Source organism: Bradyrhizobium sp. GW821-FHT13H06 (genome assembly GCF_058803975.1).
Map to the genome: position 1 here is coordinate 142,965 of NZ_JBXAPN010000004.1, position 25,723 is coordinate 168,687.

The 25,723-nt window shown below is 64.6% G+C and carries 29 protein-coding genes and 1 pseudogene; 14 read left to right on the forward strand and 16 right to left on the reverse strand.

All coding sequences use genetic code 11. The features are described 5' to 3' along the window. The first annotated feature begins 19 nt into the window (after positions 1–19). The 7 genes from AC1RQP_RS18155 to AC1RQP_RS18185 are packed head-to-tail and all read left to right on the forward strand — an operon-like array spanning position 20 to position 6,251. A complete protein-coding gene (locus AC1RQP_RS18155; protein WP_492937959.1) occupies positions 20–1,267 on the forward strand; it encodes an ABC transporter substrate-binding protein in 1,248 nt (415 codons plus the stop codon). Positions 1,268–1,301: 34 nt separating this feature from the next. Next, entirely contained in the window at positions 1,302–2,540 is a 1,239-nt protein-coding gene (locus AC1RQP_RS18160) for an ABC transporter substrate-binding protein (protein WP_239622943.1), read from the forward strand. Positions 2,541–2,580: 40 nt separating this feature from the next. Further along, on the forward strand, positions 2,581–2,961 hold the full coding sequence (locus AC1RQP_RS18165) for a carboxymuconolactone decarboxylase family protein (protein ID WP_239622942.1): 381 nt from the start codon (positions 2,581–2,583) through the stop codon (positions 2,959–2,961). A gap of 15 nt (positions 2,962–2,976) precedes the next feature. After that, positions 2,977–3,747 (forward strand): SDR family oxidoreductase, encoded by a 771-nt coding sequence (locus AC1RQP_RS18170; protein WP_239629701.1) that lies wholly within the window; start codon positions 2,977–2,979, stop codon positions 3,745–3,747. A gap of 24 nt (positions 3,748–3,771) precedes the next feature. Next, positions 3,772–4,512 (forward strand): SDR family oxidoreductase, encoded by a 741-nt coding sequence (locus AC1RQP_RS18175; RefSeq protein WP_492937960.1) that lies wholly within the window; start codon positions 3,772–3,774, stop codon positions 4,510–4,512. A gap of 23 nt (positions 4,513–4,535) precedes the next feature. Continuing rightward, the gene (locus AC1RQP_RS18180) at positions 4,536–5,252 is read left to right on the forward strand and encodes a GntR family transcriptional regulator (protein ID WP_492937961.1); all 717 of its coding nucleotides are present in this window, start codon (positions 4,536–4,538) and stop codon (positions 5,250–5,252) included. Positions 5,253–5,276: 24 nt separating this feature from the next. After that, entirely contained in the window at positions 5,277–6,251 is a 975-nt protein-coding gene (locus AC1RQP_RS18185) for a tripartite tricarboxylate transporter substrate-binding protein (protein WP_492937962.1), read from the forward strand. Positions 6,252–6,640: 389 nt separating this feature from the next. On the opposite strand, the gene AC1RQP_RS18190 is transcribed toward AC1RQP_RS18185, so the two are convergent. Beyond that, complete coding sequence (locus AC1RQP_RS18190) at positions 6,641–6,883, reverse strand: flavin reductase (RefSeq protein ID WP_239622938.1); 243 nt, start codon at positions 6,881–6,883, stop codon at positions 6,641–6,643. Between AC1RQP_RS18190 and AC1RQP_RS18195 the strand changes: the two are divergent. Further along, positions 6,810–7,064: pseudogene (locus tag AC1RQP_RS18195) on the forward strand (flavin reductase); the annotation flags it as partial. The gene AC1RQP_RS18190 and the pseudogene AC1RQP_RS18195 sit on opposite strands and share 74 nt — an antisense overlap. A 64-nt stretch (positions 7,065–7,128) precedes the next feature. Here AC1RQP_RS18195 and AC1RQP_RS18200 read toward each other — a convergent pair. From AC1RQP_RS18200 to AC1RQP_RS18220, 5 genes are all read right to left on the reverse strand, one after another. Beyond that, positions 7,129–8,382, reverse strand: a complete 1,254-nt coding sequence (locus AC1RQP_RS18200) for a Zn-dependent hydrolase (RefSeq protein ID WP_492937963.1) — start codon at positions 8,380–8,382, stop codon at positions 7,129–7,131. 3 nt (positions 8,383–8,385) lie between these two features. Further along, on the reverse strand, positions 8,386–9,267 hold the full coding sequence (locus tag AC1RQP_RS18205; protein WP_492937964.1) for an alpha/beta fold hydrolase: 882 nt from the start codon (positions 9,265–9,267) through the stop codon (positions 8,386–8,388). An 11-nt stretch (positions 9,268–9,278) separates the two neighbouring features. After that, complete coding sequence (locus AC1RQP_RS18210; protein WP_492937965.1) at positions 9,279–10,424, reverse strand: pyridoxal phosphate-dependent aminotransferase; 1,146 nt, start codon at positions 10,422–10,424, stop codon at positions 9,279–9,281. A 7-nt stretch (positions 10,425–10,431) separates the two neighbouring features. After that, on the reverse strand, positions 10,432–11,211 hold the full coding sequence (locus AC1RQP_RS18215; RefSeq protein ID WP_492937966.1) for an SDR family oxidoreductase: 780 nt from the start codon (positions 11,209–11,211) through the stop codon (positions 10,432–10,434). Between the two features lie 67 nt (positions 11,212–11,278). Next, positions 11,279–11,992 (reverse strand): GntR family transcriptional regulator, encoded by a 714-nt coding sequence (locus AC1RQP_RS18220; protein ID WP_492937967.1) that lies wholly within the window; start codon positions 11,990–11,992, stop codon positions 11,279–11,281. Between the two features lie 227 nt (positions 11,993–12,219). Between AC1RQP_RS18220 and AC1RQP_RS18225 the strand changes: the two genes are divergently transcribed. Genes AC1RQP_RS18225 through AC1RQP_RS18250 form a run of 6 tightly spaced genes read left to right on the forward strand, consistent with a single transcriptional unit; the run spans position 12,220 to position 17,799 of the window. After that, a complete protein-coding gene (locus AC1RQP_RS18225; protein ID WP_492937968.1) occupies positions 12,220–13,083 on the forward strand; it encodes an ABC transporter ATP-binding protein in 864 nt (287 codons plus the stop codon). Next, complete coding sequence (locus AC1RQP_RS18230; protein ID WP_492937969.1) at positions 13,080–13,871, forward strand: class II aldolase/adducin family protein; 792 nt, start codon at positions 13,080–13,082, stop codon at positions 13,869–13,871. The genes AC1RQP_RS18225 and AC1RQP_RS18230 overlap by 4 nt, the downstream gene beginning before the upstream one ends. Before the next feature lie 23 nt (positions 13,872–13,894). Beyond that, entirely contained in the window at positions 13,895–14,911 is a 1,017-nt protein-coding gene (locus AC1RQP_RS18235; protein ID WP_492937970.1) for an ABC transporter substrate-binding protein, read from the forward strand. A gap of 56 nt (positions 14,912–14,967) precedes the next feature. Beyond that, positions 14,968–15,723: an ABC transporter permease gene (locus tag AC1RQP_RS18240; protein WP_492937971.1), complete on the forward strand. Its 756-nt coding sequence runs from the start codon at positions 14,968–14,970 to the stop codon at positions 15,721–15,723. Next, on the forward strand, positions 15,720–16,478 hold the full coding sequence (locus AC1RQP_RS18245) for an ABC transporter permease (RefSeq protein ID WP_492937972.1): 759 nt from the start codon (positions 15,720–15,722) through the stop codon (positions 16,476–16,478). The genes AC1RQP_RS18240 and AC1RQP_RS18245 overlap by 4 nt, the downstream gene beginning before the upstream one ends. A 16-nt stretch (positions 16,479–16,494) precedes the next feature. Next, on the forward strand, positions 16,495–17,799 hold the full coding sequence (locus AC1RQP_RS18250; RefSeq protein WP_492937973.1) for an LLM class flavin-dependent oxidoreductase: 1,305 nt from the start codon (positions 16,495–16,497) through the stop codon (positions 17,797–17,799). Here AC1RQP_RS18250 and AC1RQP_RS18255 read toward each other — a convergent pair. From AC1RQP_RS18255 to AC1RQP_RS18300, 10 genes are all read right to left on the reverse strand, one after another. Beyond that, positions 17,796–18,722: a dihydrodipicolinate synthase family protein gene (locus AC1RQP_RS18255; protein ID WP_492937974.1), complete on the reverse strand. Its 927-nt coding sequence runs from the start codon at positions 18,720–18,722 to the stop codon at positions 17,796–17,798. The genes AC1RQP_RS18250 and AC1RQP_RS18255 overlap by 4 nt on opposite strands. Before the next feature lie 18 nt (positions 18,723–18,740). Next, positions 18,741–19,532: an amino acid ABC transporter ATP-binding protein gene (locus AC1RQP_RS18260; RefSeq protein WP_492937975.1), complete on the reverse strand. Its 792-nt coding sequence runs from the start codon at positions 19,530–19,532 to the stop codon at positions 18,741–18,743. Then, positions 19,529–20,260: an amino acid ABC transporter permease gene (locus tag AC1RQP_RS18265; RefSeq protein WP_492937976.1), complete on the reverse strand. Its 732-nt coding sequence runs from the start codon at positions 20,258–20,260 to the stop codon at positions 19,529–19,531. The genes AC1RQP_RS18260 and AC1RQP_RS18265 overlap by 4 nt, the downstream gene beginning before the upstream one ends. Before the next feature lie 19 nt (positions 20,261–20,279). After that, positions 20,280–21,116 (reverse strand): ABC transporter substrate-binding protein, encoded by an 837-nt coding sequence (locus AC1RQP_RS18270; RefSeq protein ID WP_492937977.1) that lies wholly within the window; start codon positions 21,114–21,116, stop codon positions 20,280–20,282. A 121-nt stretch (positions 21,117–21,237) separates the two neighbouring features. Then, positions 21,238–21,540, reverse strand: a complete 303-nt coding sequence (locus tag AC1RQP_RS18275) for a hypothetical protein (RefSeq protein ID WP_492937978.1) — start codon at positions 21,538–21,540, stop codon at positions 21,238–21,240. A 16-nt stretch (positions 21,541–21,556) separates the two neighbouring features. Further along, positions 21,557–22,507: a dihydrodipicolinate synthase family protein gene (locus AC1RQP_RS18280; protein ID WP_492937979.1), complete on the reverse strand. Its 951-nt coding sequence runs from the start codon at positions 22,505–22,507 to the stop codon at positions 21,557–21,559. Beyond that, positions 22,504–22,935 (reverse strand): MaoC family dehydratase, encoded by a 432-nt coding sequence (locus tag AC1RQP_RS18285; RefSeq protein ID WP_492937980.1) that lies wholly within the window; start codon positions 22,933–22,935, stop codon positions 22,504–22,506. Before AC1RQP_RS18285 ends, AC1RQP_RS18280 begins: the two co-directional genes overlap by 4 nt. Positions 22,936–22,938: 3 nt before the next feature. Beyond that, positions 22,939–23,346: a MaoC/PaaZ C-terminal domain-containing protein gene (locus AC1RQP_RS18290; RefSeq protein ID WP_239622920.1), complete on the reverse strand. Its 408-nt coding sequence runs from the start codon at positions 23,344–23,346 to the stop codon at positions 22,939–22,941. 10 nt (positions 23,347–23,356) lie between these two features. Continuing rightward, a complete protein-coding gene (locus AC1RQP_RS18295; protein WP_492937981.1) occupies positions 23,357–24,520 on the reverse strand; it encodes an acyl-CoA dehydrogenase family protein in 1,164 nt (387 codons plus the stop codon). Next, positions 24,517–25,707, reverse strand: coding sequence for a CaiB/BaiF CoA transferase family protein (locus AC1RQP_RS18300; protein WP_492937982.1), 1,191 nt, complete (start codon positions 25,705–25,707; stop codon positions 24,517–24,519). The genes AC1RQP_RS18295 and AC1RQP_RS18300 overlap by 4 nt, the downstream gene beginning before the upstream one ends. Between the last annotated feature and the right edge of the window lie 16 nt (positions 25,708–25,723).

Below are 25,723 nucleotides of genomic sequence, written 5' to 3' on the forward strand. Positions count from 1 at the left end.
GGATCAGGGAGCAAACAACATGAACAGGATATCGAAGAGCAAATCGACGGGCCTGACGCGCCGGACCGTGCTGTCCGGTGCCGCCGCCGTCGGCCTCGCCGGCGTGGCACGTGCGCAAGGACCGGTAGAGATCAAGGTCGGCCTGATCGTGCCGCTGTCGGGCATCTACACCCGCCCCGGCCAGGTGATGAAGATGGGCGCCGAGATGGGCATCGAGCACATCAACGCGCAAGGCGGCATCAAGGCGCTCGGCGGCGCCAAGCTGAAGCTGGTCGTGATCGACTGCGGCGACACCACCGAGAAGGCCAAGAACGCGGCGCAGCGCATGGTGGCTCAGGAGCCCGATCTGGTCGCCGCAACCGGCGCCTATCTCTCCTCGTTCACGCTGGCGGTCACCGAGGTCACCGAGCGCGCCGAGCTGCCGGTGCTGACGCTGTCCTATTCGGACCTTTTGACCGACCGCGGCTTCAAATACATCTTCCAGACCGCCGCGACCGCGAGCCGCCAGTCCGAGCTCGGCCTGCCGACCTTGATGAAGCTCGCCGAGAATGCCTCCGGCAAGAAGCCGAAGACAGTTGCGATGTTGATGGACAATACCGCGACCTCGGTCGCCACCGCCAAGGCGCTCAAGGAGAAGCTGTTCGCGCAGGAAGGCCTCCAGCTCGTGGTCGAGGAGGTCTGGACCCCGCCTTTGTCGGATGCGACGCCGCTGATCCAGAAGGTGCGCTCGGCCAAGCCCGATCTGCTGCTATTCATGCCGAATGCGGTGTCGGACGCCAAGCTCGGCCTGGAGAAGATCAGCGAGTTTGGGCTCGGCCAGGGCAAGATCCCGACCGTGTCCTTCAGCATCACCATCGCCGAGCCCGACATGCTGCAGAGCGTCAGCCCGGAGACGGTGCAAGGCATCATGACCATCGTCGCCAATTGGGGCTCGAAGGGCCACGAGGCGCTGATCGCCGAGCTCAAGGCCAAATACAAGGAGCCCTGGATGACGCAGAACGTCATCTCGACCTATGGCGACATGTGGTTGATGAAGGAGGCGCTGGAGAAGGCCGGCAAGGCCGATCGCAATGCGGTCGCACAGGCTTTCCGCACCATGGATGCCGGCCCGTCGAAATATTACCCGGGCGGCCAGCTCAGGTTCGATGAGAAGGGTCGCCGCGTCGGCGCCGGCGTCGTCATCGTGCAATGGCAATCGGGCGTGCCAGTCACCGTTTATCCGCCCGAGCTCGCGCAGGCGCAGCCGTTCTGGCCGAAGAAATCCTAAAGCGTCGCGCGATTTTTCAGGGAGGGGAAACGTCATGACTGCAAAGAGCAAGACCACGATCTCTCGCCGAATGCTGCTGGCCGGCGCCTCCGGCACGCTGATCGCATCCCGTGTTGCCTGGGCGCAGCAGCCTGCCGAGGTGAAGGTCGGCCTGCTTGTGCCGATCTCCGGGCTCTACGCCCGCCCGGGAACGGTGATGCGCGAGGGCGCCGAGATGGCGATCGACCACATCAACGCGCAAGGCGGCGTCAAAGCGCTCGGCGGCGCCAAGCTGAAGCTCGTGGTGCTCGATTCCGGCGACACCACCGAGAAGGCCAAGAACGCGGCGCAGCGCATGGTGGCGCAGGAGACCGATCTGGTCGCGGCCAGCGGCGCCTATCTCTCCTCTTTCACGCTCGCGGTGACCGAGGTGACGGAGCGCGCCAACCTGCCCATGCTCACCCTCTCCTACTCCGACCTGATCACCGAGCGCGGATTCAAATACGTGTTCCAGACCGCGGCCACCGCGGGATCGCAGGCCAAGCAGGCATTGCCGCAGATCATCAAGCTGGCGGAAACGGCCGCGGGCAAGCGACCGAAGACGGTCGCGATCCTCACCGACAACACGGGGGCCTCGATCGCCTCCGCCAAGGCGATGCGCGAGGGTCTGCTGGCGGAAAACCAGTTGCAGCTGATCGTCGACGAGACGTTTACGCCGCCGCTGGCCGATGCAACCTCGCTGGTGCAGAAGATCCGTTCGGCCAAGCCCGACCTGCTTTTCTTCCTGCCGACAGTGATCTCGGACGCAAAACTGCTGCTCGAGAAGATGAACGAATTCGGCCTCGGCCAGGGCAAGGTGCCGACGATCTCGTTCGGCATCGCGATCGCCGAGCCGGACATGCTGCAGACCGTCAGCCCCGAACTGCTCCAGGGCGTCCTGACCTGCGTCGCCAGCTGGGGCGCCAAGGGCCACGAGGCGCTGATCGCCGAACTGAAGACCCGCTACAAGGAGCCGTGGATGACGCAGAACGCGATCTCCACCTATGGCGACATGTGGGTGATCAAGGACGCGCTGGAAAAGGCCGGCAAGGCCGATCGCGTCGCCGTCGGCGAAGCGCTGCGCACCATGGATGGCGGGCCCTCGAAATATTACCCGCTCGGCGAGATCAAGTTCGACGAGAAGGGCCGCCGCGTCGGCGCCGGCATGACCATCGTGCAGTGGCAATCCGGGGTGCCGGTGACTGTGTTCCCGCCGGAACTCGCGCTGGCAAAGCCGTTCTGGCCCAAGAGCTGACCTAACAGCTGACAACGCCGAAAGAGAAACGGAGACCACAATGGACAAGGCGACGTACGACCGCGGCCTCGAAATCCGCAAGAGCGTGCTCGGCAACGAGTTCGTCGAAAAGGCGATCGCATCCGCCGACGAGTTCAACCGGCCGATGCAGGACCTCACCACGGAGTATTGCTGGGGCTACGTCTGGGGACGCGAGGGCCTGACGCGAAAGACCCGCAGTTTCCTCAACCTGGCGATGCTCTGCGCGCTCAACCGTCCGCACGAGCTGAAGACGCATGTCCGCGGCGCGCTCGCCAATGGCGCCACCAAGGAGGAGATCCGCGAGGTCTTCATGCAGGTCGCGATCTATTGCGGCGTGCCGGCCGGTGTGGATGCGTTCCGCAACGCGAAGGAAGTCTTCGCCGAGCTCGACAAGAAGTAATCGAGCGTGATCGCGATGAAGGGCAAATGGGCACTCGTGACCGGCGCGACCGCGGGCCTCGGCTTCGCCATCGCGGAAGGCCTTGCCGGAGCGGGCGCCAACATTGTCCTGCACGACCTCGCTCAGCCGAAACAGGCCGCAGATGACCTGCGCGCCCGCTTCGGCGTGGAGGTTATCGCGGCCGGTGCCGATCTATCCCAACGCGAGGCAATCGAGGCCATGATGGCCGATCTGCTCGATCGCTGCGGCGCTATCGATATTCTGGTCAACAACGCCGTTGTCAGGCATTTCTCCGCCATCGAGCTGTTTCCGCCCGAGAGGTGGGAGCAAGCGCTGGCCGTTAACCTGTCGGCGCCATTCCATCTGATCCGCCTGGCGCTGCCAGCGATGAAGCGGCGTGGCTTTGGGCGGATCATCAATCTGGGCTCGATCTATTCGAGCCGCGCGGTCGAGGACCGCATCGACTACGTCACCACCAAGACGGCCATCCTGGGCATGACCCGCGCCGTCGCCATCGAGACAGCGCGCAGCGGCGTCACCAGCAACACGCTCTGCCCGGGCACGCTGCCGACCCCTGCGATCATTAACAAGATCGCCGGCATTGCTGCAAACAACGGCCGTCCCGTCGAGGACGTGACCCGCGACTATCTCGGCGAGCGCCAGCCGACGCAGCGCTTCGTCGAAATGGATGCCGTCGCCGCCATGGTCGTCTTTCTCTGCGGTCCCGCCGCAAACGACATCACCGGCGCCAGCCTGCCGATCGACGGCGGCTGGTCGGTCGCATGAGGACACTGGAATGGGAGTGCTGCGATGACTGAACAATCGGGCCAGACCGTCGTGCTGACGGGCGCCGCCGGCGGCATGGGACGCGCCATCACCAGGGCGCTGCTGGACAGCGGCCGCCGCGTCGTGCTGGTCGATCGTGACGCCAAGGCGCTGCAGGAACTGGCGGCGACGGGCGGAGACGCGGTGTTTCCGATCCAGCTCGACATCAGCGACGCGAAGGCTGTGGATGGCCTGCCAGACGCCATTCCCGATCATTTCAAACCGTTGGACGTCCTCATCAACAATGCCGGCCACGATATCGGCGGGCGGACCCGCTTCGACATCGGCTCCGCGGACGACTGGTCCAACATCATCCAGACCAATCTGATCGGCCTGATGCGCGTCACCCGCGCGATCCTGCCTGAGATGGTCCAGCGCAACGCCGGCCATATCGTCAACATCAGCTCCATCAACGCGGTGCGGATCGTGCCCGACATGGCCGCCTACAGCACCAGCAAGGCGGGCGTGCACATGTTCACCGAGACCCTCCGGGGCGAACTCGCGGAAACCGCGATCCGGGTCACCGAGCTTCAGCCCGGCCTGACCCGGACCAACATCATCCTGACCCGCTACCGCGGCGATCAGCAGAAGGAAAGGGACTATTTCGACCAGTTCAGGATGGCGCTCGATCCGGCCGATATCGCCCGTTCGATCGTGTTCGCCCTCGACCAGCCCGCCCACGTTCAAATTGCCGAAATGATGATTCTGCCTGTAAACCGGTACTGATTTTTCCCGAACAGGACCAGAACATGGAAAGACGCCGCGAATTGCAGTCGACACTCCGCATTGACGACGTCCCGACCGTCCGGGCGATGGTGGCGCAGAAGCTGCGTGCGGCGATCATGTCGGGAACGCTGAAGCCGGGCCAGCGCTTGGTCGAGCGCGAGCTCTGCGAGATGATGGGCGTCAGCCGTCCCTCGATCCGCGAAGCGCTGCGTGCGCTCGAAGCCGACGGGCTGGTCAGGATGGTGCCGCACCGCGGCCCCGTGGTGTCCACGATCAGCCTCGAAGAGGCGCGGCAGCTCTACGCCGCACGCGCGGTGCTCGAAGGATTCGCCGGCCGCGAATGCGCCAGGCTTCACGACCCGGACGTCGCGCGCCGGATCGGGGATGCCCTGACACGGCTGAAGGCGGCGGCGGCCAAGCAAGACCTCGTCGGATGCCTCGAAGCCAAGACCGATTTCTACGCGGCGCTGATCGGCGGCTGCCGCAATGCCTTCATCGAGCGCATGCTCAAGCCGCTGCACGACCGAATTCAACTGCTGCGGATTACATCAATGTCGCAGCCTAAACGGATCAACAAGAGCCTGCGCGAGGTCACCGCGATCTGGCGCGCGATCCAGAGCGGCGATCCGGATCTCGCCGAGCGCTGCTGCGTCGACCACATCAATGCGGCCGCCGTGGCCGCGCTCGACATGATCGAAAAATCGTCGGCGGCCAAGGAGGCGGCGCCTTCCGACGACTAGAACAATGCCGCCAGGGAGTGTTCGATGACGTATCTCGTGCGATCGCTGATCCTGTTTTTCCTGCTCTACCCCTGTGGCGCCGCGATCGCGGATGACTATCCCAATCGCCCGGTCACGATGATCGTGCCCTTCTCCGCCGGCGGTCCCGGCGACGTCATCGCGCGCATCCTCGGCAGCGCCATGAGCGCAACGCTGAAACAGTCCATCGTCATCGAGAATGTCGTCGGCGCCGGCGGCACGCTCGGCACCAACCGCGTCGCCAAGGCGGCTCCTGATGGCTACACGCTGCTGCTGATGCATGTCGGCCAGGCCACGGCCCCTGCCCTCTACGCCAAACTGCCGTTTGATCCCGTCGGTGACTTCGCCCCGATCGGTCTCGTCACCGACGTGCCGATGATCCTGGTGGCGCGGCCGGATTTTCCGGCCAAGGATTTGAGCGAGATGATCACTCGGATCCGAAGCGAGGGTGACAAGATGACTTTCGGCAATGTCGGGCTCGGCTCGGCCTCACAGCTATGCGGCCTGATGTTCATGAGCGCCACCGACACGAAGCTCTCGCAGATCTATTACAAGGGTGGCGGACCGGCGCTGAACGACGTCATCGCCGGCCATATCGACGTCTATTGCGATCCCGCGACAGGGCCGACGCCATACATCCAGTCGAAGACGATCAAGGGGTATGCCATCACCAGCAAGACACGTGTCGCAACGCTGCCTGACGTGCCAACCTCGGCAGAGGCCGGCGTTCCCGAGTTCAACGTCACGACCTGGTACGGCCTCTACGCGCCGCGCGGCACGCCTAAGCCGGTGGTCGACCATCTGGTCGGCGCGCTCCAGACCGCGCTCAAGGATCCGGCCTTGATCGGCCGCTTTGCCGAGCTCAGCATGGCGCCGGTCGAGCCCGCGCGCGCAACGCCGGAAGCTCTCGAATCTTTCCTGAAAGCCGAGATCGGCAAGTGGGGACGGATCATCAAGGCCGCGGGGATCGAGCCACAGTAGATTTCACCATCAAGGGATCGAAGAGAGGCTTTCGGATAAAACACAAGTGACGATAATCCGCGTTGAACACATCAGGTTCGCTATTGGCCAGCAATCACGTTGGCTGCCGCAAGATTTTTCTTGATCCCCCGGTGCACACGTCGTGCACACATCGCCTTCTAACCGCCCTCCAGCCAAAGATCGCCAAATAGAGCACGCTTCAAGAGACAGTCGCCGTGTGGCCCACGAGATAATGTGCCGACCTTTGCACGTCGATGGCTATTTCTGAAGCGACGATAGCCAGCTGCGACCGCCGACATCCCCCGCAAGGGATAGGCTTGCTCGGGCGATGATCTCTGCCCATGGCGTAGAGGCTGTTGAAACGGTTGGCGATACACACGCGCTCCCCATTAGGATCGGCGAAGAGCGGTTTCGGCTCCAGCCCCAGCCGGACTGGTCACCCCGACCGTGTGGTAGGCTCGACCGAAATTGATCAGATTGTCCGTGCAGCCGGATCTTTGCACGGCTACCACGCGGCAAAACAGCACGTCATGCGTCCCGACATTGACCATGTCGGCAATCCGGCAATCGAACGCAACGGAACAGTCAGCGAGCACCGGCGCCCCGGTTGCGAGTGTCGCTGCCGTCAACATCGTTACGACCGACGGTGTCGCCGGCCGCGCCGGACTTACCGCATCCGCGATCTGCAGCGTCACCGACGATCCGCCAACTCTTTGCATCAACCGCGGCTCCTTCGCCTATGCCAGCGTGACGCGCAATAAAGTCGTCTGCGTCAACGTGCTCCCGGCCGAGGAACGCTTCGCCGCAGCCGCGTAGTCGCCGAGACAGGCCATCGCGTCACGATAGTCCCGAGGGGTCACATCTTGCATTGACGTCCTCATGCCTCGATAACAGGCGCGAATGCGAGTTCGCGCAGCACCTGTGCCAGCACGGATGCTCCTGCGGCGACATGATCGGGCTCGGTCCATTCGTGCTCGACGTGGCTCACCCCGTCGCGGCACGGGATGAAGATCATCGCGGTCGGGCAGACCTTGGCGAGATGACGGGCATCGTGACCGGCGGCGGAGAGGATCGCCATAGCGGAATACCCCTGCTCACGCGCGGCCGCCGCAAGGCGCGCGCGCAGGCGCGGATCGAATGCGTTCGACGGCGCGTCGACGAGCGGCGTCACCGTAACCGAGCACGGCGGTGCCTTCTCCTGGCAAAGAGCTCCGATGTGCGCGCCCGCGGCATCCAGCACCGCATTGTCGGGATGGCGCAGATCGATGCTAAAGCTGACGCGCGAAGGCACCACTGACGGTGCGTTCGGCACGACGGCGACCCGGCCGATGGTGAACTTGATGTCGGCATCGATTCCGCCGATCTCGGCATGGAGTGCGGTCGCCATCCGCGCAAAAGCCGCGAGCGCGTCTCGCCTCTCCTGTTGCGCCAGCGTGCCCGCATGGCCCTCGGCACCCTCGACCACGACCTGAAACGTCTTCTTGCCCTGGATGCCGGTGACGACGCCGATCGTGCAGGCGGCCGCTTCCAGCAGCGGTCCCTGCTCGATGTGCAGTTCGAGATAGGCCCCGGTGGCAAAGCCGAGCGGCCGGCGCGGCATATCAGGAAACGCCTGGTGGAGGCGATCGAGCGCCTCACCAACGCTGATGCCGTCGGCATCGCGCGCGGCGCGGATCGCATCCATATCGCGTTCGCCGGTAAAGGCCTCCGAGCCCATCATGCCCGGGGCGAAGCGCGAGCCTTCCTCGTTCATCCAGGCGACGACGATGACATCGCGTGCGGGCCTGCCACCCTGCTCGGCCAGCGAGACGACCGCCTCCAACGCCGCCATCACACCGGCCGCACCGTCGAACTTACCGCCGGTCGGTTGGCTGTCGAGATGACTGCCGAGCAGGAGCGGCGGCGTCGAGCGATCGCAGCCGGCCAGCGTCAGGAACAGGTTTCCGGCAGCATCGGTCGACGGCGTCAATCCCGCCTCGCGGGTCCAGCTGATGACGCGTCGCCAAGCGGCGATCTCGCCGTCGCTCAACGCCTGGCGGTTGACCCCGCCGGCCGGCGTCGCGCCGATCTCGGCGAGTGCCATCAGGCGGCTCCAGAGCCGGTCGGCGTTGATCAGGGGCTGGCTCGTCATCGACTACTTCGTGCGCATGATCTGGCCCGGCAGCGCGCGGGGATCGCGCGGCAGCCAGTGTCCGGCCTCGACCTGGGCGATGAACTCGGCGAGCAATGCGTTGAACGCCGCCGGCTCTTCTAGATTGAGCGTGTGGCCGGTCTTGGGGAAGACCGAGAGGCCGCAAGCCGGAATCGTCTTCTTCAGGAAGATGCCGGGCTGGAGACAGTGATCGTCCTCGTCGCCGACGACGACCAGCGTCGGCACCATCATCTTTTTCAGCCCGTCTTCGAGATCGTAGAAGGACGGCCGCCGCGCCTGGACGCCGCGCATGGTGTTGGCGGCGCCGCGATCGGAATGGGTGGCGAGGCGATCGGCGAATTCCTGCCAGCCGCGCGGATCCTTGTTCTGGAACTGCACCCGGCTCGCACCGAGTGCATAGATCTTCGAGAATTCCCTGGCGCCCTGCTTCTCGAAATTGTCGGCGACTTCGAGCGAAACGCCGCGAAAATATTCCTCGAACTCCTTCTCGCAGCCATAGCCGGCGCCGGCCACCGTGAGAGACAACGCGCGCTCCGGCGTACGCAAGCCGAAATGCACCGTGCAGAACCCGCCCATGGAGAGGCCGACGATGTGCGCCTTCTCGATCTTGAGTGCATCGAGCACGGCGACCGCATCGTCGGCGGCGATCACCTGCGAATAGGCCTCCACGCTGTCGGGCACGTCTGACGGCGGATAGCCGCGTGCGGCGTAGCTGATGCAGCGGTGGCGCCGGCTGAAATAACGCAGCTGCGGCTCCCAGCTTTGGTGATTGCCGCCGAACTCGTGGATGAAGAGGATCGGCGTTCCCTCGCCCGCTTCTTCCACGTGCAGCTTCACGCCATCTTTTGCTGTGATCGTCGTCATCGGCATCGTCCCTAGAATTGCGGCGGCAGGTCGTTGAGCGTGCGCGCCTGCGCGACCATCTCCGGCAGCAGCGTACAGAACTTCTCGACCCAGGCTTGCGGCACCGAAGTGCTGATCTTGACGAAGCGGTCGCCGAAGCGCTGGGTGTGATAGGTGCCCTGCCGGATCATGATGCCCTGGCGGCGATAGCATTCGACCAGCGCCTCCGGGCGGATGCCCGCCGCGATAGTTTCGAGCACGAGGAAGTTACCGTGCGAGGGCATGATCGGCAGCCCAAGCCCGTCGATCGCGGCGGCGGCCTCCTGGATCATGGCCTTGTTGGCCCGGTCGGTGCTGCGGACCTTCTTCATCCATTCGGCCTTGACCGACAACCCCGCCTGCGCCGCGCGCTGGGCGATGACGCTGGCGCCGAGCACGCTGGTGGAGGTCTGCGCCAGTTCCTCGAACAGGTCGGACGCGGCGACGAGGGCTCCGATGCGGAGGCCCGCGAGCCCTAGCCATTTCGAAAAGCTGGTCGAGACCACCGAGCCTTTCGGGGCAACATGCAGTGCCGGGGTATGGCCGTCGGCAAAATCGCGATAAGTGCAGTCGTGCACCAGCAGCGCGCCGCAATCGCGCGCGATCGCTGCAAAGCTCTCGATCTCCTCGCGGGTGTAGCGGATGCCGAGCGGATTGTTGGGATCGACGAGGTAGATGATCGCGGTGCGCTCATCGACATTCGCCTTCAAGGCCTCGGGCGTCAGGCGGTAGCTGCAAGCGGGATCGTAGATCGGAATCTCGATCACCTCGGCGCCTTGCTGGCGCGCGAACAGGCACGGCCATTTCCAGGTCGGGTCGGTCGTGACCAGCGTGGTGCCGGGCTTGCAGCGAGCGCGGCAGATCATCGCCAGCGCGTTGACTCCGCCCTCGGTCACCAGCGCTTCTGCGCCGGGCGCGCCAAGATCGGCGACGATCGCCGCGCGCAGCGCCTCGAAGCCGAGCGGCGGCGCATAGGCATTGAACTCGCCCGCCTCGATCGAGCGCAGCATCGCCTCGCGCACAGCGGGATGGCTCTCGATGTGGTTGGTATTCTGGCCGAGCCAATAGAGTCCCGGCGTCGCCGAGAGCTCGTCGAAATAACGGTTGCGGACCAGCGCGGCGGATTGAGGCTTCGGCATCTATGCCTCAGATCACCGAGCCGCGCGCGGCAATGCCGCCGTCGATCGTCACAACGGTGCCGGTGATATAGCCGGACCGCGGCGAGGACAGGAAGGCGACGAGATCGGCGACCTCTTCCGAGGTCGCAGGCCGTTTGCCCGGATATTTGTCGAACAGCTCCTCCCAGCGGCCTTCGTCGCCGAGCATGTCGATCGCCTTGCGCTTCATGATCTTGAGCATGCGGTCGGTGGCAACCGGCCCCGGATTGATGGCGACGACGCGCACGCCGTGATCAAGGCTGCGGCCGCCGAGCGCCTTGGTGAAGGACATCAGCGCCGCATTGCCGGTCGAGCCTGCGATATAGCTCGCGTCCCAGTTCTCACCGGAATTGCCGATGATGTTGATGATGACGCCGTCCTTGCCCTTCATGCGCGGGTAATAGAGACGCGACAGCGTGATGTAGCCGAACACCTTGAGATCGAAGCCGCGCCGCCAGGCGGCATCGTCGAGGATTTCAAGCGAGCCGGCCGGGATGTCGCCGGCATTGTTGATGAGGATGTCGATATCGCCGACCTCGGCAGCGAGCTTCTCCATCGCGGATGTGCTCGACAGGTCGAGTGCATGGATCGTGATCTTCACGCCATGACTGGCTTCGAGCTGCTTCTTGGCCTTGAGCATCGCCTCGCCGTTACGGGCGGCGAGATGCAAATGACACCCCTCCGCGGCGAAAAGCTCGGCCACCGCCAGTCCAATCCCTTTCGACGCGCCGGTGATGAGGGCGGTCTTGTTCGTCAGCTTCAGGTCCACTCCGGGTCTCCAGGATGCAAGCTAGATATACAAAGTCTAGCAATTTGCATACCAAGAGACCGGAAGGTCACTCGAAGGCGGCCAGAAAGTCCAGGAGGTTGTCGCCGAGCAGGTTGACGTGGTCGCGCATCGCGCTGTGCGCCCGCTCGGGATCGTGGGCCAGGATCGCCTGCATGATCGCCTCGTGCTCGCGGACGGTATCGGCGATCCGGTTCGGCATCCGCGTCACCCGGCGGCGATAGGCCGCGACTTGATTGCGCAGCTTGCGGGTTTGATCCGCGAGGAAGGTATTGCGCGAAGCCTCGTAGATCGCTTCGTGGAATTCCTGGTTGATGTCGTAGAAGACGTCGATGTCGCCGGTCTCGCCTGCGACGACAAGCCTCTGATGTAGCTTGCCAATTTCAGAACCCCAGGCCTGGGACACGCGCCTTGCGGCAAGCCGCGCGCAGAGCCCTTCGAGCTCCGCCATGACCTGAAACATCTCGATCAGCGCCTGCGCCTTGATGCTGCGGACAGTCGCCCCCTGCCGGCCGCGCAGCTCGACCAGATTATTCGCAGCCATCAGGCGGAACGCCTCCCGCACCGGCGTGCGCGAGACGCCAAAACGCTGGGCGATCTCCTGCTCGTCGAGCCGGCTGCCCGGTTCGAGGTGGCCTGCCGCGATCGCCCCTTCGAGCTTGTGGCGCAAGCTCTCGGCGAGCGTCGTACCGGGGCTTGCGGCGAGGGTTTCGTGCCCATTTTTCACGCGCCTGCCGCCGGCATGTGCACCAATATCCGCCATTATGTTTCTCCGACGCCAAAAAACGTATACATAATAGCATTCTCACCCGAACGAAACGACCTACTTTCGGTCGGAGACCCACGTCTCTCCGACCTTTTCACCGTCGATCTCGCAAGTCTTATGCCTGATTTGCTCGGAAATGGCACTGGCACACGAGTTGCTAAGAGATTTCGACGCGGTCCGATTTCGTATGCGAATGACCGCCGCCAATATACAAGGACATGCTGGTGCAGGCCGCCCGCCTCCCCGATCCCGGACCGATCATTGAAGCCCCGCCGGCTCACCCGAAGCCCGAGCCGCTGCTCGAGCTGCGCGCAATCAACAAGACCTTCGGCTCCGTCGCGGCACTCTCGGGACTTCAGGCAAGCGTTGTCCCCGGCGAGTTCGTCACCGTCGTCGGACCGAGTGGCTGCGGCAAGAGCACCCTTTTCAATATCGTCGCCGGTCTCGAGGAGCCCGATGCCGGCGGCATTCTGCGCTTCGAGGGCAAGAGTTGCCATGCCGCCGATCTGCTCGGCCGCGTCTCCTTCATGCCGCAGCGCGACCTGCTGTTTCCCTGGCGCAACGTGGTGGACAACGCCATTCTCGCGCTCGAAGTCGAGGGCATGCCGCGCGACCAGGCGCGCGCCAAGGCGCTGAAGATGCTGCCCGAGTTCGGGCTGGCCGGCTTCGAGAAGCAGTACCCCAATCAACTGTCCGGCGGCATGCGCCAGCGCGTCGCCCTGATGCGCACCTTCCTGTTCGAGCGTGACCTTATGCTGCTCGACGAGCCGTTCGGCGCGCTCGATGCGCTGACGCGGGCGATGATGCAGCGCTGGCTGCTCGATGTCTGGCAGAAATACCGCCGCACCATCCTCTTCATCACCCATGACGTCGACGAGGCGATCTTCCTCGGCGACCGCGTGCTGGTCATGACGGCACGTCCCGGCTCGGTGAAGCTCGAACAAATCGTCGACCTGCCCCGCCCGCGCCGGCCCGAGATCGTCACCTCCCCCGAATTCGTGCGCCTGAAGCGCACGCTGCTCGATGCGATCGAGGAGGAAAGCATGAAGTCGTTTCAATCCTCCATCGCGCAGGAGAAGTCGCAGTGAACGCGATGCCAGCGAAAGAACCGCATGCCGCACCGCGCGGGATCGATCCGGCCGAATGGGATGCCCGGATCAAGCTCGCGGCCTGTTATCGCATGGTCGCCAAGCTCGGCATGGACGATTTGATCTACAATCACATCTCCATGCGTGTGCCTGGCCATGACGATCAGTTCCTGATCAATCCCTATGGCCTGTTGTTCGACGAGATCACGGCGTCGAGCCTGGTGAAGATCGACACCAAGGGAAACAAGCTCGACGACACGCCGCAGGCCGTCAACGTCGCGGCCTTTGTCATCCATGCTGCGATCCACACCTCGAACCACGATGCATCCTGCGTGCTGCACACCCATTCCGACGCGAGCGTCGCGGTCTCCGGACAGGAGAAAGGCCTGCTGCCGCTCAGCCAGTTCGCGATGCGCTTCTACGACCGCCAAGCCTTCCACGACTACGAAGGCGTCGCCATCGACCTCGACGAGCAGATCCGCCTGGTTCGCGATCTCGGTCCGCACAAGGTGATGCTGATGCGCAACCACGGCATCCTGACCGTCGGCCGCACGCCGGGCGAGGCCTTCATGCTGCTCTATTATTTCGAGCGGGCCGCGCGGATCCAGCTCCAGATGCAGGCCGCCGCAGCAGCCGGCGCCAAGCTGGTGATGCCGCCGCACGAGGTTTGCGAGAAGGCCGCCCGCCAGTTCTGGGAGTTGCAGGGCGACATCCTCGTGCCCGGCGAACGCGAATGGCCGGCGCTGATGCGCCAGCTTGACCGCACCGATCCATCCTATCGCAATTGATTTTCACCGTCTGGAGTATGACCATGTTGAGCCGTCGCCACGCCCTCTCCGTCCTCTCCGCCATCGCACTGGCGACCGGCTCGCTTGTCACGGCTGCGCCCGCCGCAGAGTTGCAGAAGGCAAGCCTGCGGCTGAAATGGCTGCCGCAGGCGCAATTCGCCGGCTTCTACGTCGCGGCCGCCAAGGGCTACTACAAGGCCGAGGGCATCGACCTCACCATCAATCCCGGCGGGCCCAACCTGCTGACCGAAAACCTGGTCGCGACCGGCGCCGACACATTCGGCCTGTCCGGCGGCACCGACAGCGTGTTCGCTTCCCGCGACAAGGGACTGCCGATCGTCTGCATCGGCGTGTCGCACCAGATCACGCCCTTCATCTTCGTCACCCGCAAGGACGGGCCGGTGAAGACGATCCAGGATTTCAAGGGCAAGACCGTCACCACCTGGTTCACCGGCGCCAACCATGTGCTCAACGGCATGCTGGCCAAGGAAGGCATCAAGCCGGACGAGCTGAAGATCCAGCCGCAGCAGGTTTCGGTGACGCCGTTCGTCGATGGCAACGTCGACGTCATCACGGCGACCTACTACAACGAGTTCTACACCATCCAATCGCGCATGCCGAAGGACAGCCTGAAGACCTTCGTCGCCGAGGACTACGGTATCACCTTCCCCCGCGACACGCTGATCGTGGCCGAGGCGACCGCCAAGGAGAAGCCGGAGCTGGTCAAGGCGTTCCTGCGCGCTTCGCTGAAGGGCTGGAAGGACGCCTTCTCCGATCCCAAGGGCGCCGTCGACACCGTGATGGCTGCAGCCCCGACGCTCGATCGGACGCAGCAGGAGTTCATGCTCACCGAGGTTAAGCGCCTGATGACCGCAGGCGCGGCCGCCAAGAACGGCATGTTCTGGATTGACGCCGACGCGGTCAAGACCGCCCACGACTTCTTCCTGAAGTATGGCGTGATCTCCAAGCCGCTCGATCTTGCCGCCGCCTATGACGCAAGCTTCATCCAGAGCGTTCCGGCGGCGGACCGCCTGCCGTGAGCAGCCCTGCCGCGTCATCGACTAGTAGCAGCCGCGCGACCGCACGGCGGATCGCAATGCCGGATTTCCTGCGCAAGCTGATCCGGCTCCTGCTCGGCCTCGCCATCGCGGCGGTGATCTGGGAAGGCGCGGTGATACTGTTCGGCATCCGACCCTATTATCTGCCGCGCCTCAGCACGATCCTGATGGCGATGGCGGCAACGCCTCGGGCCTATGTCGACGGTTTCCTGCGCACGTTGGCAGAGACGCTGATCGGCTTTGCGTCCGGCGGCGCCTTCGGCGTGCTCATGGGCATCGTGTTCTTCCGCGTCCGCGCGCTGCGCGAAATGATCTTTCCGATCTTCGTGGTGTCGCAGACCATTCCGGTCATCGCCTTCGGCGCGCTGGTGGTGCTGTGGTTCGGCAACACGCTGCTCGCCAAGGCGATCATCGCATTCTACCTGACCTTCTTCCCAGTGACCGTTAATACGCTGCTCGGTCTCGAGACCGTCGATCCCAAGCAGGTCGCCCTGATGCGCAGCTTCGGCGCCTCCAATCGCCAGCTGCTACTGCGCCTGCAGCTGCCAACCGCGCTGCCGCAGATCTTCGTCGCGCTGCGGCTCGCCGCATCGCTGAGCCTCGTCGGTGCCATCGTCGGCGAATGGTTCGGCGACACCACCGGGCTCGGCGTGCTGCTGCTCCAGGCCATGTTCACCGAGAATGTCGTCGCGATCTGGGGCGCCCTGCTCGCCGCAGCCCTGCTCGGCACGGGCTTCTACGCAGTCGTCGCCGCGGTCGAACGACGGCTGGTGTTCTGGACCGCCGAGCAATGAGCCGCGCGCTCACCTCACCTTCGCTCGCCGTCCAGCGCGGCATCCTGGGCGCCGTCCTCCTGGTCGCATGCTGGGAGGGCGCGGCACGCGGACTGCATCTGCCGGCCTATGTCCTGCCCGCCGTCAGCGACATCCTCGCAGGCCTCTGGTCCAAGCGCGCGACGCTCATTGACGCTGCCGGCTACACCCTGCTCGAAGCGCTGGTCGGCTATGGGCTCGGCTGCCTGATCGGGATCGGCCTCGCCGTCGCCATCGCATTGGTCCCGGCATTGCGCAGCGCGATCCTGCCGCTCGCCACCGCGATCAATTCGGTGCCCGTGGTCGGCTATTCCCCGCTGATCCTGCTCTGGTTCGGCATCGGGGTCAGCTCCAAGATCGTCATGGTGGCCATGGCGGTGAGCTTCGCCATCCTGCTGTCGATGCTGGCCGGGCTCGACCGTGTCGATCGTCGCGCCGTCGACCTCATGCGCAGCTTCGGGGCAAGCCGTTTCGGCGTGCTGTGGCGCCTGCGCCTGCCGACCGCCCTGCCGCTGCTGCTCGCCGGCATGCGCGTCTCCACGGTGCGCAGCGTGATCGTGGCGATCGTCACCGAAATGCTCGGCGCGCATGGCGGACTCGGCTGGGTGATCTATCAGGCCGTGCTCCAGATCGACTTCGTCCAGGTCTGGGCGGCGATCTTCGTCGCATCCGCGGCGAGCCTCGCCTTCTTCGGCCTGATCGGTTTCCTCGAACGCAAGATCCTGTTCTGGACGTGACGCCTGGAAACACACCATGAAACGACAGATGCATCTCGGCCTGTTCATCCTGGGCACCGGCAGCCATGTCGCGGGCTGGCGCTATCCCGGCGCGGTCGACAGCTTCCAGGATTTTGCGGCAATCCAGGAGATCGGCCGCACCGCCGAGCGCGGCAAGTTCGACCTGATCTTCATGGGCGACAACCTCTATGCCGACGCTGCCGCCCATCCCTCCTACACGCTGCGGCTCGAGCCATTGACGATGCTCGCCGCGCTCGCGACCTCGACCAGTCATATCGGGCTCGGCGCCACCGTCTCCACCACCTACAGCGACCCGTTCTCGGTCGCACGCGTCTTCGCCTCGCTCGATCACATCTCGAACGGGCGCGCGGCGTGGAACGCGGTGACGACGGCCAATCCGGCCACGGCTGCGAATTTCGGCACCACCCATCCCGACCACGCCCGCCGCTACGAGATGGCCGGCGAGTTCCTCGACGTCGTCAAGGGTCTGTGGGACGGCTGGGCGGATGACGCCATCGTCGCCGACCGCAGCAGTGGCGTCTACATCGATTCGGCAAGACTTCGCCCGATCGACCATAACGGCGCGTTCTTCAAAGTGAAGGGCCCGCTCAACATCGGCCGCACCCCGCAGGGCCACCCGGTCGTGCTCCAGGCCGGCGGCTCCGAGGCCGGACAGGCACTTGCCGCGCGCACCGCGGACATCGTGTTTTCGGTGGTGCAGGATATCGACGAAGCCAAGGCCGGTTACACCTCGCTGAAGATGCGACTGCCTGCGTTCGGCCGCAAGGCCGAGGACGTCACCGTGCTCCCGGGCGTGATGCCCGTGGTCGGCCGCACCGACAAGGAGGCGTTCGAGAAGCTCAATACACTCCAGAGCTTTGTCAGCGGCAGCAATGCGCTCGCCATCCTGTCCGACCGCTTCGGCCGCGACATGTCGGCCTACGATCTCGATGGACCTATCCCCGATATCGCGCCGTCGGACAGCTATCACAGCTTCGCCAGCGTCATGCTCGCCAAGGGCCGTCGCGAGAACATGACGCTGCGCGACCTCTACAATCTCACCGCCGCCGCCCGCGGCCATTGGGTGCTGTGCGGTTCGGCCGAGCGCATCGCGGACACGCTCCAGCTCTGGTTCGAGGAGCATGCCGCCGACGGCTTCAACGTCATGCCGCCCTATTTCCACGAAGGGTTCGAAGATTTCGTCCAGCTCGTCGTGCCGATCCTGCAGGAGCGCGGGCTGTTCCGTGCGGACTACGAGGGAACGACATTGCGCAATCATCTCGGCCTCGCGCGGCCGGCCAATCCGTTCTTCGCGGCTTAGAGCACGCCGGCAGTTCGCAGTGCCTGCTCGAGTGCCTGCAACTCGCCGCGTGTCGCTGGCGGCTGCGGCGGCCGCGCCGCATCGCATGACAGGCGTCCGAGCAATTTCAGGCACGCCTTGAGCCGCACGGTCGCCCGCCCCCCGGGCGCCTCACGATAGATCGCGACCGCCAGAGGATACAGCTTCTCATGCGCGGCGCGCGCCCGCTCCCAATCGCCGGCCTCGGCGGCAGTCCAGAGGCCGACCACAAGCTCCGGCACGACGCAGGCGAGACTGACCTGGCTGCCGGCCGAGCCCACGATATAGCTCGTCATCAGATGCTCATCGCCCGAGCCGAGCACGACGAAGTCCGGTCGCAGTTTCCGGATCAGCCTGAGATTCTGTTCGTAGGCTGCGACCTCCCAGCTGCCCTCCTTCACCGCAACGAAGCGAGGATCGGCGGCAAGCCGCGTCAGCAGCGGCGGCGCATAGGCCATCGCGCCCGCGCCGACGGGCGCGGCGTAAAGCATCAAGGGTACCGTCGTGGCATCGCGGATGTGGCGGTGATGTTCGATCACGCAATCATCGGCATGGCCGAGCGCCCAGCTGTTGGGAGGAAACACCAGCAGCCCGTCCGCACCGGCCTGTTCCAGCGCGGCCGCCTCGCGCGCGGCCTCCAGGCTGGATTCATGATTGACCCCGGAGACGATCAGGCATTCCTTCGCGTGCTGACGCGTCAGCTCCACCACGCGCCGCTTCTCCGACAGCGACAGCATGAAATTCTCGCCGGCGTGGCCGTTGACGAGGAGCCCATTGATGCCTGGCGTGGACGAAACCGAGATGACATGGGCTGCGAGTTGCGCCTCGTCGACCTCGAAATCGGGTGTCATCGGCAGGATGGTGGCGGCGTGAATGCCGCGCAGGCGATCGCTGAATGTCCGCATCGTGGCCGACATCGCCAGCTAGCGAATGATCTGGTCGAGGAACGTTCGCGCCCGCTCCGACTTCGGATGCATGAAGAATTCCTCCGGCGCGGCCTGCTCGACCACCTTGCCCTCGTTCATGAACACGATGCGGTCGGCGACCTCGCGGGCAAAGCCCATCTCGTGGGTCACACACAGCATGGTCATGCCCTCTTCGGCGAGCTTCTTCATGGTCTCCAGCACCTCCTTGACCATTTCCGGGTCAAGCGCCGAAGTCGGCTCGTCGAACAGCATGATCTTGGGGCGCATGCACAGCGCCCGCGCTATCGCAACGCGCTGCTGCTGGCCACCCGAGAGCTGCCCGGGAAATTTCTCCGCCTGGTCCGGAATCCTAACTTTTGTGAGGAAATGCATGGCGAGATCCTTGGCCTCGGCCTCACTCATGCCATTCGCGGTCATCGGTGCCAGAGTGCAGTTCTCCAGCACCGTCATGTGCGGGAACAGATTGAAACTCTGGAACACCATGCCGGTGTCGCGCCTGACCGCGTCGATGTTCTTGCGCTGATGGTCGAGCTCGACGCCGTTGACGTAGATCAGCCCTTCATCATGCTTCTCGATGTGGTTGATACAGCGAATGAGCGTTGACTTGCCCGAGCCGGAGGGACCGCAGACCACGATCTTCTCGCCCTTGGCGACCTTGAGATCGACCTCGTTCAACGCGGTGAAGTCGCCATAGTGCTTGTAGACCGCCTCCATCCGGACCGCGGGCACCTGGCGGAGCTGCGGTTGCACTGTTGCACCTTCCGTCGTCGTCATCGACGCTTCACTCATGCCCGGGCCTCCACGCTCGCCTGTGCGACCGGCGCCCTCGTCGCGACCTTCCTGGATTTCGCAACGCTCGATCGACCGAAATGTTTTTCCAGGCGGCGCTGGACCGCATCCCAGACCGATGTGAGGATCAGGTAATAGGCCGTTGCCGCCGCATAGACCTCGAGGATCTGGAAATGCTCCTGCATCAGCATGTCGCTGCGGCGCATGAGCTCCTCGACCGAGATCACGGAGGCGAGCGAGGTCGCTTTCAAGAGCGAGTTGATGGAATTGCCAAGCGGCGGGATCATCAGCCGAAACGCCTGCGGCAGGGTCACGCGGCGGAACGTCACCCAGGGCGACAGGCTGAGCGCCCAGGCGGCCTCACGCTGCCCCGCCGACACCGCCATGAAGCCGCTGCGTACGATCTCGGCGAGATAGGCCGCCTCGTTGAGGATCAGGCCGACGAGCGCGCAGATGATCACGCTGAACTTGATGCCCAGCTGCGGCAAGCCGCTGTAGATCACCACCAGCTGGATCAGAAGCGGCGTGCCGCGAAAGAACCAGATGTAAAAGCGCGCCGCTCCCGCGAGCACCGGATTGGACGACATGCGCAGCAACGCGATGCCCATGCCGAGGATCAATCCGCCGACGACCGCCGCCACCGTCAAGCCGATGGTGACGAGGACTCCCTTCATCAGGAAGTAATTGAAAAAGTAGCTGACGGCGGCCGTCGGACTGAAATGGCTCATCGGCTCTTCTCCGTGGGTATCAGGCCGGACCGGGGCCGGCGATCGCAAGCGGCTGATCGGCCGGCATACTGGTCAGGCCGAACTTGTCGAACAGGGCCTGGTAGCTGCCGTCGGCGCGCATCGCGTTGAGCGCCTTGACGACGGTATCGGCGACCGTCTTGTTGCGGAAACCAAGCGTGGTCCTGGCCGTGCCGAGCCCGCTCAGGACTTCCTTCACACGACCACGGCCGACCAGATCGCGTGCCACGCTGTCGACCAGCAGCGCATTGTCGACCTGGCCCGCAAGCAGGGCGCTGATGACGTTGGTCGCAGTCGGGAACGTCCGCATCTCGACGGCCGCTCCGCCTTTCGCTACGCTGGCATCGCTGAGCTTCTTGAGCCAGTTCATCTGGTAGCTGCTGACCTCGACGGCGGATGATTTTCCGATCAGATCGTTTTCGGTAGCAATTTTTGTGCCGCTGTCGGGAGCCACCACGACCGAAATGGCCTGAATAGCGTAAGGCACCATGTACATCAGCTTGGAGCGCTCCTCGGTCCAGAACATGCCGGTATTCACGCCATCGATGCGCGCTGCGCCCAAAGCAGGAATCATCGCTGGAAAATCCATCCGAACGAGTTCGACCGGAAGACACAACCGTTTGCCGAGCTCGGCGGCGAGCTCGACGTTGAGGCCCTGCAACTGGCCGTCCTTGTCGACGAATTGCTGCGGCGGATTGGTCGGGTTGATGGAGAGCTGCAATTTGCCGGGCGCAATCAGTTTGTCATCGGTGATTGCGGGCGTACAGGCGGCATGCACCGCCGTGGATGCAAGAACGAGTGCGGCGGCCGCACTCAAGCGAAACAGTGTCGAGACCATGGATACCTCCAGTAAGACGCCAATGACCGATGCAGTTCCTCGCCCGGGATTCCCCTCGACATCTCTTGGATGCGGCCGGCCGGATCTCGCGACACGGCAGGCAGCACCGGCTTCGATCTGCTCAAGCCGGTCCCGACATCGGCCTGAGCTGAATGCGCATGAAATTCTTCACCAGGGATTCGAACGGACCAAAGCCCTTCACCTTCAGGAACTCCGGCGTCTCGAACGCCCACCTGCCCGCGACCTCGTACATGGCGGCGTATTTCGGCCCGTCGCCGACGGTGACGAAGCGCTTTGCCGAGAGCCAGCCGGGACAAGCGAGCAGATCAGGAAAATGCTTCTGCTCGTACCAGGCGTTGAACGCAGCCTCGTGCTCGGGATCGATGTCGACCCGCACGATGTGGATGAAGGCGTCGTCCGGCATCGGCTCGCCCCTCATGCTAAGTGCGGATGTCGCCGGCCGCGCGCGCCGCGCCGACGGTGGTTGCAATGGCATCGCACAGCGCTGGCATAACCGGCAGCAGCGGCGGCCGCGGATCGGCGTTGCGGATCAGGCCGAGCGCCTTCAGCCCGACCTTCATGCGGGTGTGCATGTCCATGATCGGGGCAGGCCCGTAGATGGCGCGGACGATCGGATAGAGTCGCTCGTTGACGGCGCGCATCGTCTTGAGGTCGTCGGCGAGCGAGGCCTGCCAGAGCGCTGCGAACAGATGCGGCGCGAGGCTGACAAGGCCGGAGAGAATGCCGTCACCGCCGACGGCGAGCTGCGGCAAGAACCAGTTGAAGTTCGACAGCAGGATCGCGACAGAGCGATCGGCCTGCTTCACCGCTCGCCGGTTCTCGTCATAGGCCAGCATGGTGTCGCTGCCCTCCTTGATGGCGATGACGCTGTCGAGCGCGGCGATTTTCGCGAGAGTCTCCGACGAATAGCCAAACCCGGACGCAAGCGGGTACTGGAAGATCGACACGGGAATTCCGATCGCGGAGCTGACCGCCTGCACGAAAGCCAGTGGCGCGCGTGAGGTCGTCGAGGCGCCGCCGCCTAGCGGCGCAGGCGGGAACAACACGGCGCAATCGGCGCCGGCCGCTTCCGCGAGCTGGGCCTGGTGGATCGCTTCCGCCGTCGAATGCGCGATGATGCCTGAAAGCAGCGGCTTGGCGCCGATCTGCCGGCGCGTCCGCTCGATCACGGCCTGACGCTCGTCATCCGAAAGCGATCCGCCCTCGCCCGCGTGACCATTGACGAACACCGCCGCGATGCCATCAGGGCAGGCGCAATAGTCCAGCACGCGGGCATAGCCGTCCCAGTCGATCGAGATGTCGTCCTTGAAGGGCAGCACGGTCGCCACCGTGACGCCACGCAGATCAAGTTTCTTCATCGGCTTGCTCATGACGGTTTCCGCCGTGGAAATTTCAGGCTTGCGCGTGCCTTCAGCACTTCGAGGCCGCCCTCGTTGCGCGCGCTCGCCTCCCAGATGATGGTGCGGGTCTCATGGTGCTGCTCGGCGAGCCAGACATCGAAGGTGAGCGTGTCGCCGTAGAAAACCGGACCCGTGAACCAGAACCGGTCCTCCACGGAGACGCCGATCGTGCCGACGAGCTCAGAGGTGAGGATGCTCGTGCAGAGGCCGGCGACCATGATCCCCGGCGCCAGCCTACGGCCGAAGCGGGTCGCGCCGGCATAGATCTCGTCGACATGGACCGGGCCGAAATCGCCGGTGGCGGCGATGTAGAGCGCGCCATCAGCCTCGGTGATGGTCTTGCTCAGGCTGACCCTGTCATTGACCTTGAGATCGTCGAACGATTTCGGCTCGTACATGGCTCAGGCCTTCGCGAAGGGAACCAGCGTCGCGGTGCCGTCCACCACGGTGGCGCCTGAGGGCGACAGCGTGCAGGTGACCCGGCAGACTGCGTCGTCACCTGTGACCGAAACGATCTCGGCCCTGGCCTCGACGGACTCGCCAACGATCACGGGCGCCGCAAAATTCAGCGCAATGCTACCGATCCGCCGCGTGGGACCACCGAGCTGGCTCAGGCAGGTGGTGGCGAGACCGCCAACGGCAAGCTCGAAGGCGACCATGTTCGACGCGCCGGCCTTTTTGGCGCGCACGGCATCGACATAGAGGCCGCCGAGATTGCCGCTGATGCCGGTGAACATCGCCTGCTCGGCCACAGTCATGGTCTTGCGGAAAGCGAAGGCGGCGCCGGGGTTGAGAGGTGTATGGGACATCGATCGCTTCCTAGAGCTGCAAGCCGTTCTTGATGGTGCTGCGCGCGACCAGCATGCGGTGGATTTCGGAGGTGCCGTCATAGATGCGGGTGACGCGGGCGTCGCGATACATCCGCTCCAGCGGCAGGTCTTTGCTGAAGCCCATGCCGCCGAACACCTGGATGGCACGGTCGACCACGCGGCCCTGCATCTCGGACGCCGCGACCTTGATCATCGAGACCTTGTCGCGCGCATCCTTGCCCTGGTCGATGTCCCAGGCGGCGTTCATCACCATCATCTTCACGCCGAAGATCTCGGTGGCGGAATCGGCGATCAGCTTCTGCACCATCTGGAAATCGCCGATCAGCTGGCCGAACTGGCGCCGCTCGCCGGCGTGCCTGCGCGTCATCTCCAGCGCGCGCTGCGCCATGCCGACGGCGCGCGCGCCGATATGGGCAAGCCGGATCTGAAGCACGCTCTGCATGATCAGCTTGAAGCCGCCACCGACCTCGCCGAGCACGGCCGTCTTCGGGATGCGGCAGTCCTCGAAGCTCAACTCAGCGTGGCCATAGCCGCGATGGCCCATCATCGGCTGGGTACGCGCGACCTTGAAGCCGGCCGTAGCTCGGTCGACCAGGAACAGGGTAATGCCGCCGCGGGCGCGCTTGTCCTTATCGGTCAGCGCCATCAGGATGATGTAGTCGGCGATGTCGCCGTCGCTGATGAAGTGTTTGGTGCCGTTGAGCACCCATTCGTCGCCGTCGAGATGCGCGGTCGTGCTGATCGACGCGGCGTCGGAGCCGGCGCCGGGCTCGGTGATCGCCATGGCGCAGATCTTGTCCCCCTTCACGGTCGGCAGCAGGTAACGCTCGACCTGGTCGCCCTTGCAGGCCATCAGCATCGGATAGACCTGGCCGAACACGCGGCGGATCAGCGCATCCGAGGTCTTGCCGAACTCCTCCTCGACAAGGCAATGCTCGACGCAAGTTAACCCGCCGCCGCCGACATCCGCCGGCATGTTCATGGCGTAAAGGCCGAGCTTTTGCGCCTTGGCCTTGGTGACCGCCAGCGCATCGGCCGGCACCTTAGCCGTCTGCTCGACGACGTCTTCGAGCGGCTGCACCTCCGTCTCGACGAAACGGCGAACGGTATCGACCAGCAGGCGCGTCTCCTCGGGGAGAGAAAAATCGATCATCGCGCCACTCCCACGGCCTTGCCGGCGATCATCGCGTCAATGTCGGCAGCGCCATAGCCGATCTCGCCGAGCACCTCGCACGTCTGCGCACCCAGCCGCTGCGGCACCAGCCGTACCTCCGGCGTCTGCCCGTCATAGCGCGCGGGATGGGCGACCATCCGGATTGGCGCGCCGCCTGCGCTTTCGGCGCTCTTGAACACGCCGAGATGCCTAAGCTGAGGATCGGACTCGAGATCGCGATAATCCTGCACCGGCGCATGCCAGACCCGCGCGGCTTCAAGCGAAGGCAGCCAGTCGGACGTCGACTTCTGCTTCAGCCTGATAGCAACGATCCGCGTGATCTCCTCGCGCTTCGAGAAGCTGTCGGTGTCGGCGAATTGCTGCAGCTCTTCGCTGTCAAGCGCGACCGCGAGCGCGCTCGGCGTAGCCATGGAGATCGCCATATGACCGTCCGCCGTGGCGTGGACGCCGTAAGGCCCGGGGCTGAACCACGCCGCGATACCGGCCGGACCGCGCGAGGTCGGCGATGGCGCGCCATTCAGCCATGCCGTCAGCGGCTCGACCTGGAGATCCAGCGCGGCCTGATAGAGATTGACCTCGACGAGCTGCCCCTTGCCGCTCTTCGTTCGTGCGAACAATGCCGCCAGAATGCTCATGGCATAGAGTGAGGCGGCGTGCTGATCGACGATGACAGCGCCGACCGCCGTCGGCTCGCCGTCCGCCCGCCCGGTCCGCATCGCAAGGCCGGACATCGCCTGGAGCAGCAGATCCTGGCCGGGGCGATCCTTGTACGGCCCCTCCGATCCGAACCCGGTCGCCGCCGCATAGATCAGGGCGGGGTTGACTGCCTTCAGCGTGTCGTAGCCGAGACCGAGCTTGGCCATGGTGCCCGGCCGGAAATTCTCCATTACGACATCGGCGGTCGCGACCAGCCTCTTCACCGCGGCGACGCCGTCGGGATGCTTGAGATCGACGGCGAGGCTGCGCTTGTTGCGCCCCGTAGCCAGATGATTGACGCTGTCGCCTGCGACAAAATGGTTGGCGACCGCCCAGTTGCGCTGAAACGCACCCTCGATCGGCTCGATCGCGATGACGTCGGCGCCGAGATCGGCGAGCGTCTGCGCGGCAAGTGGACCCGCGAGATAGTGATTGAAACTGAGGATCTTGACGCCGTCGAGCAGGTTCATGCGTTCACACCATGCT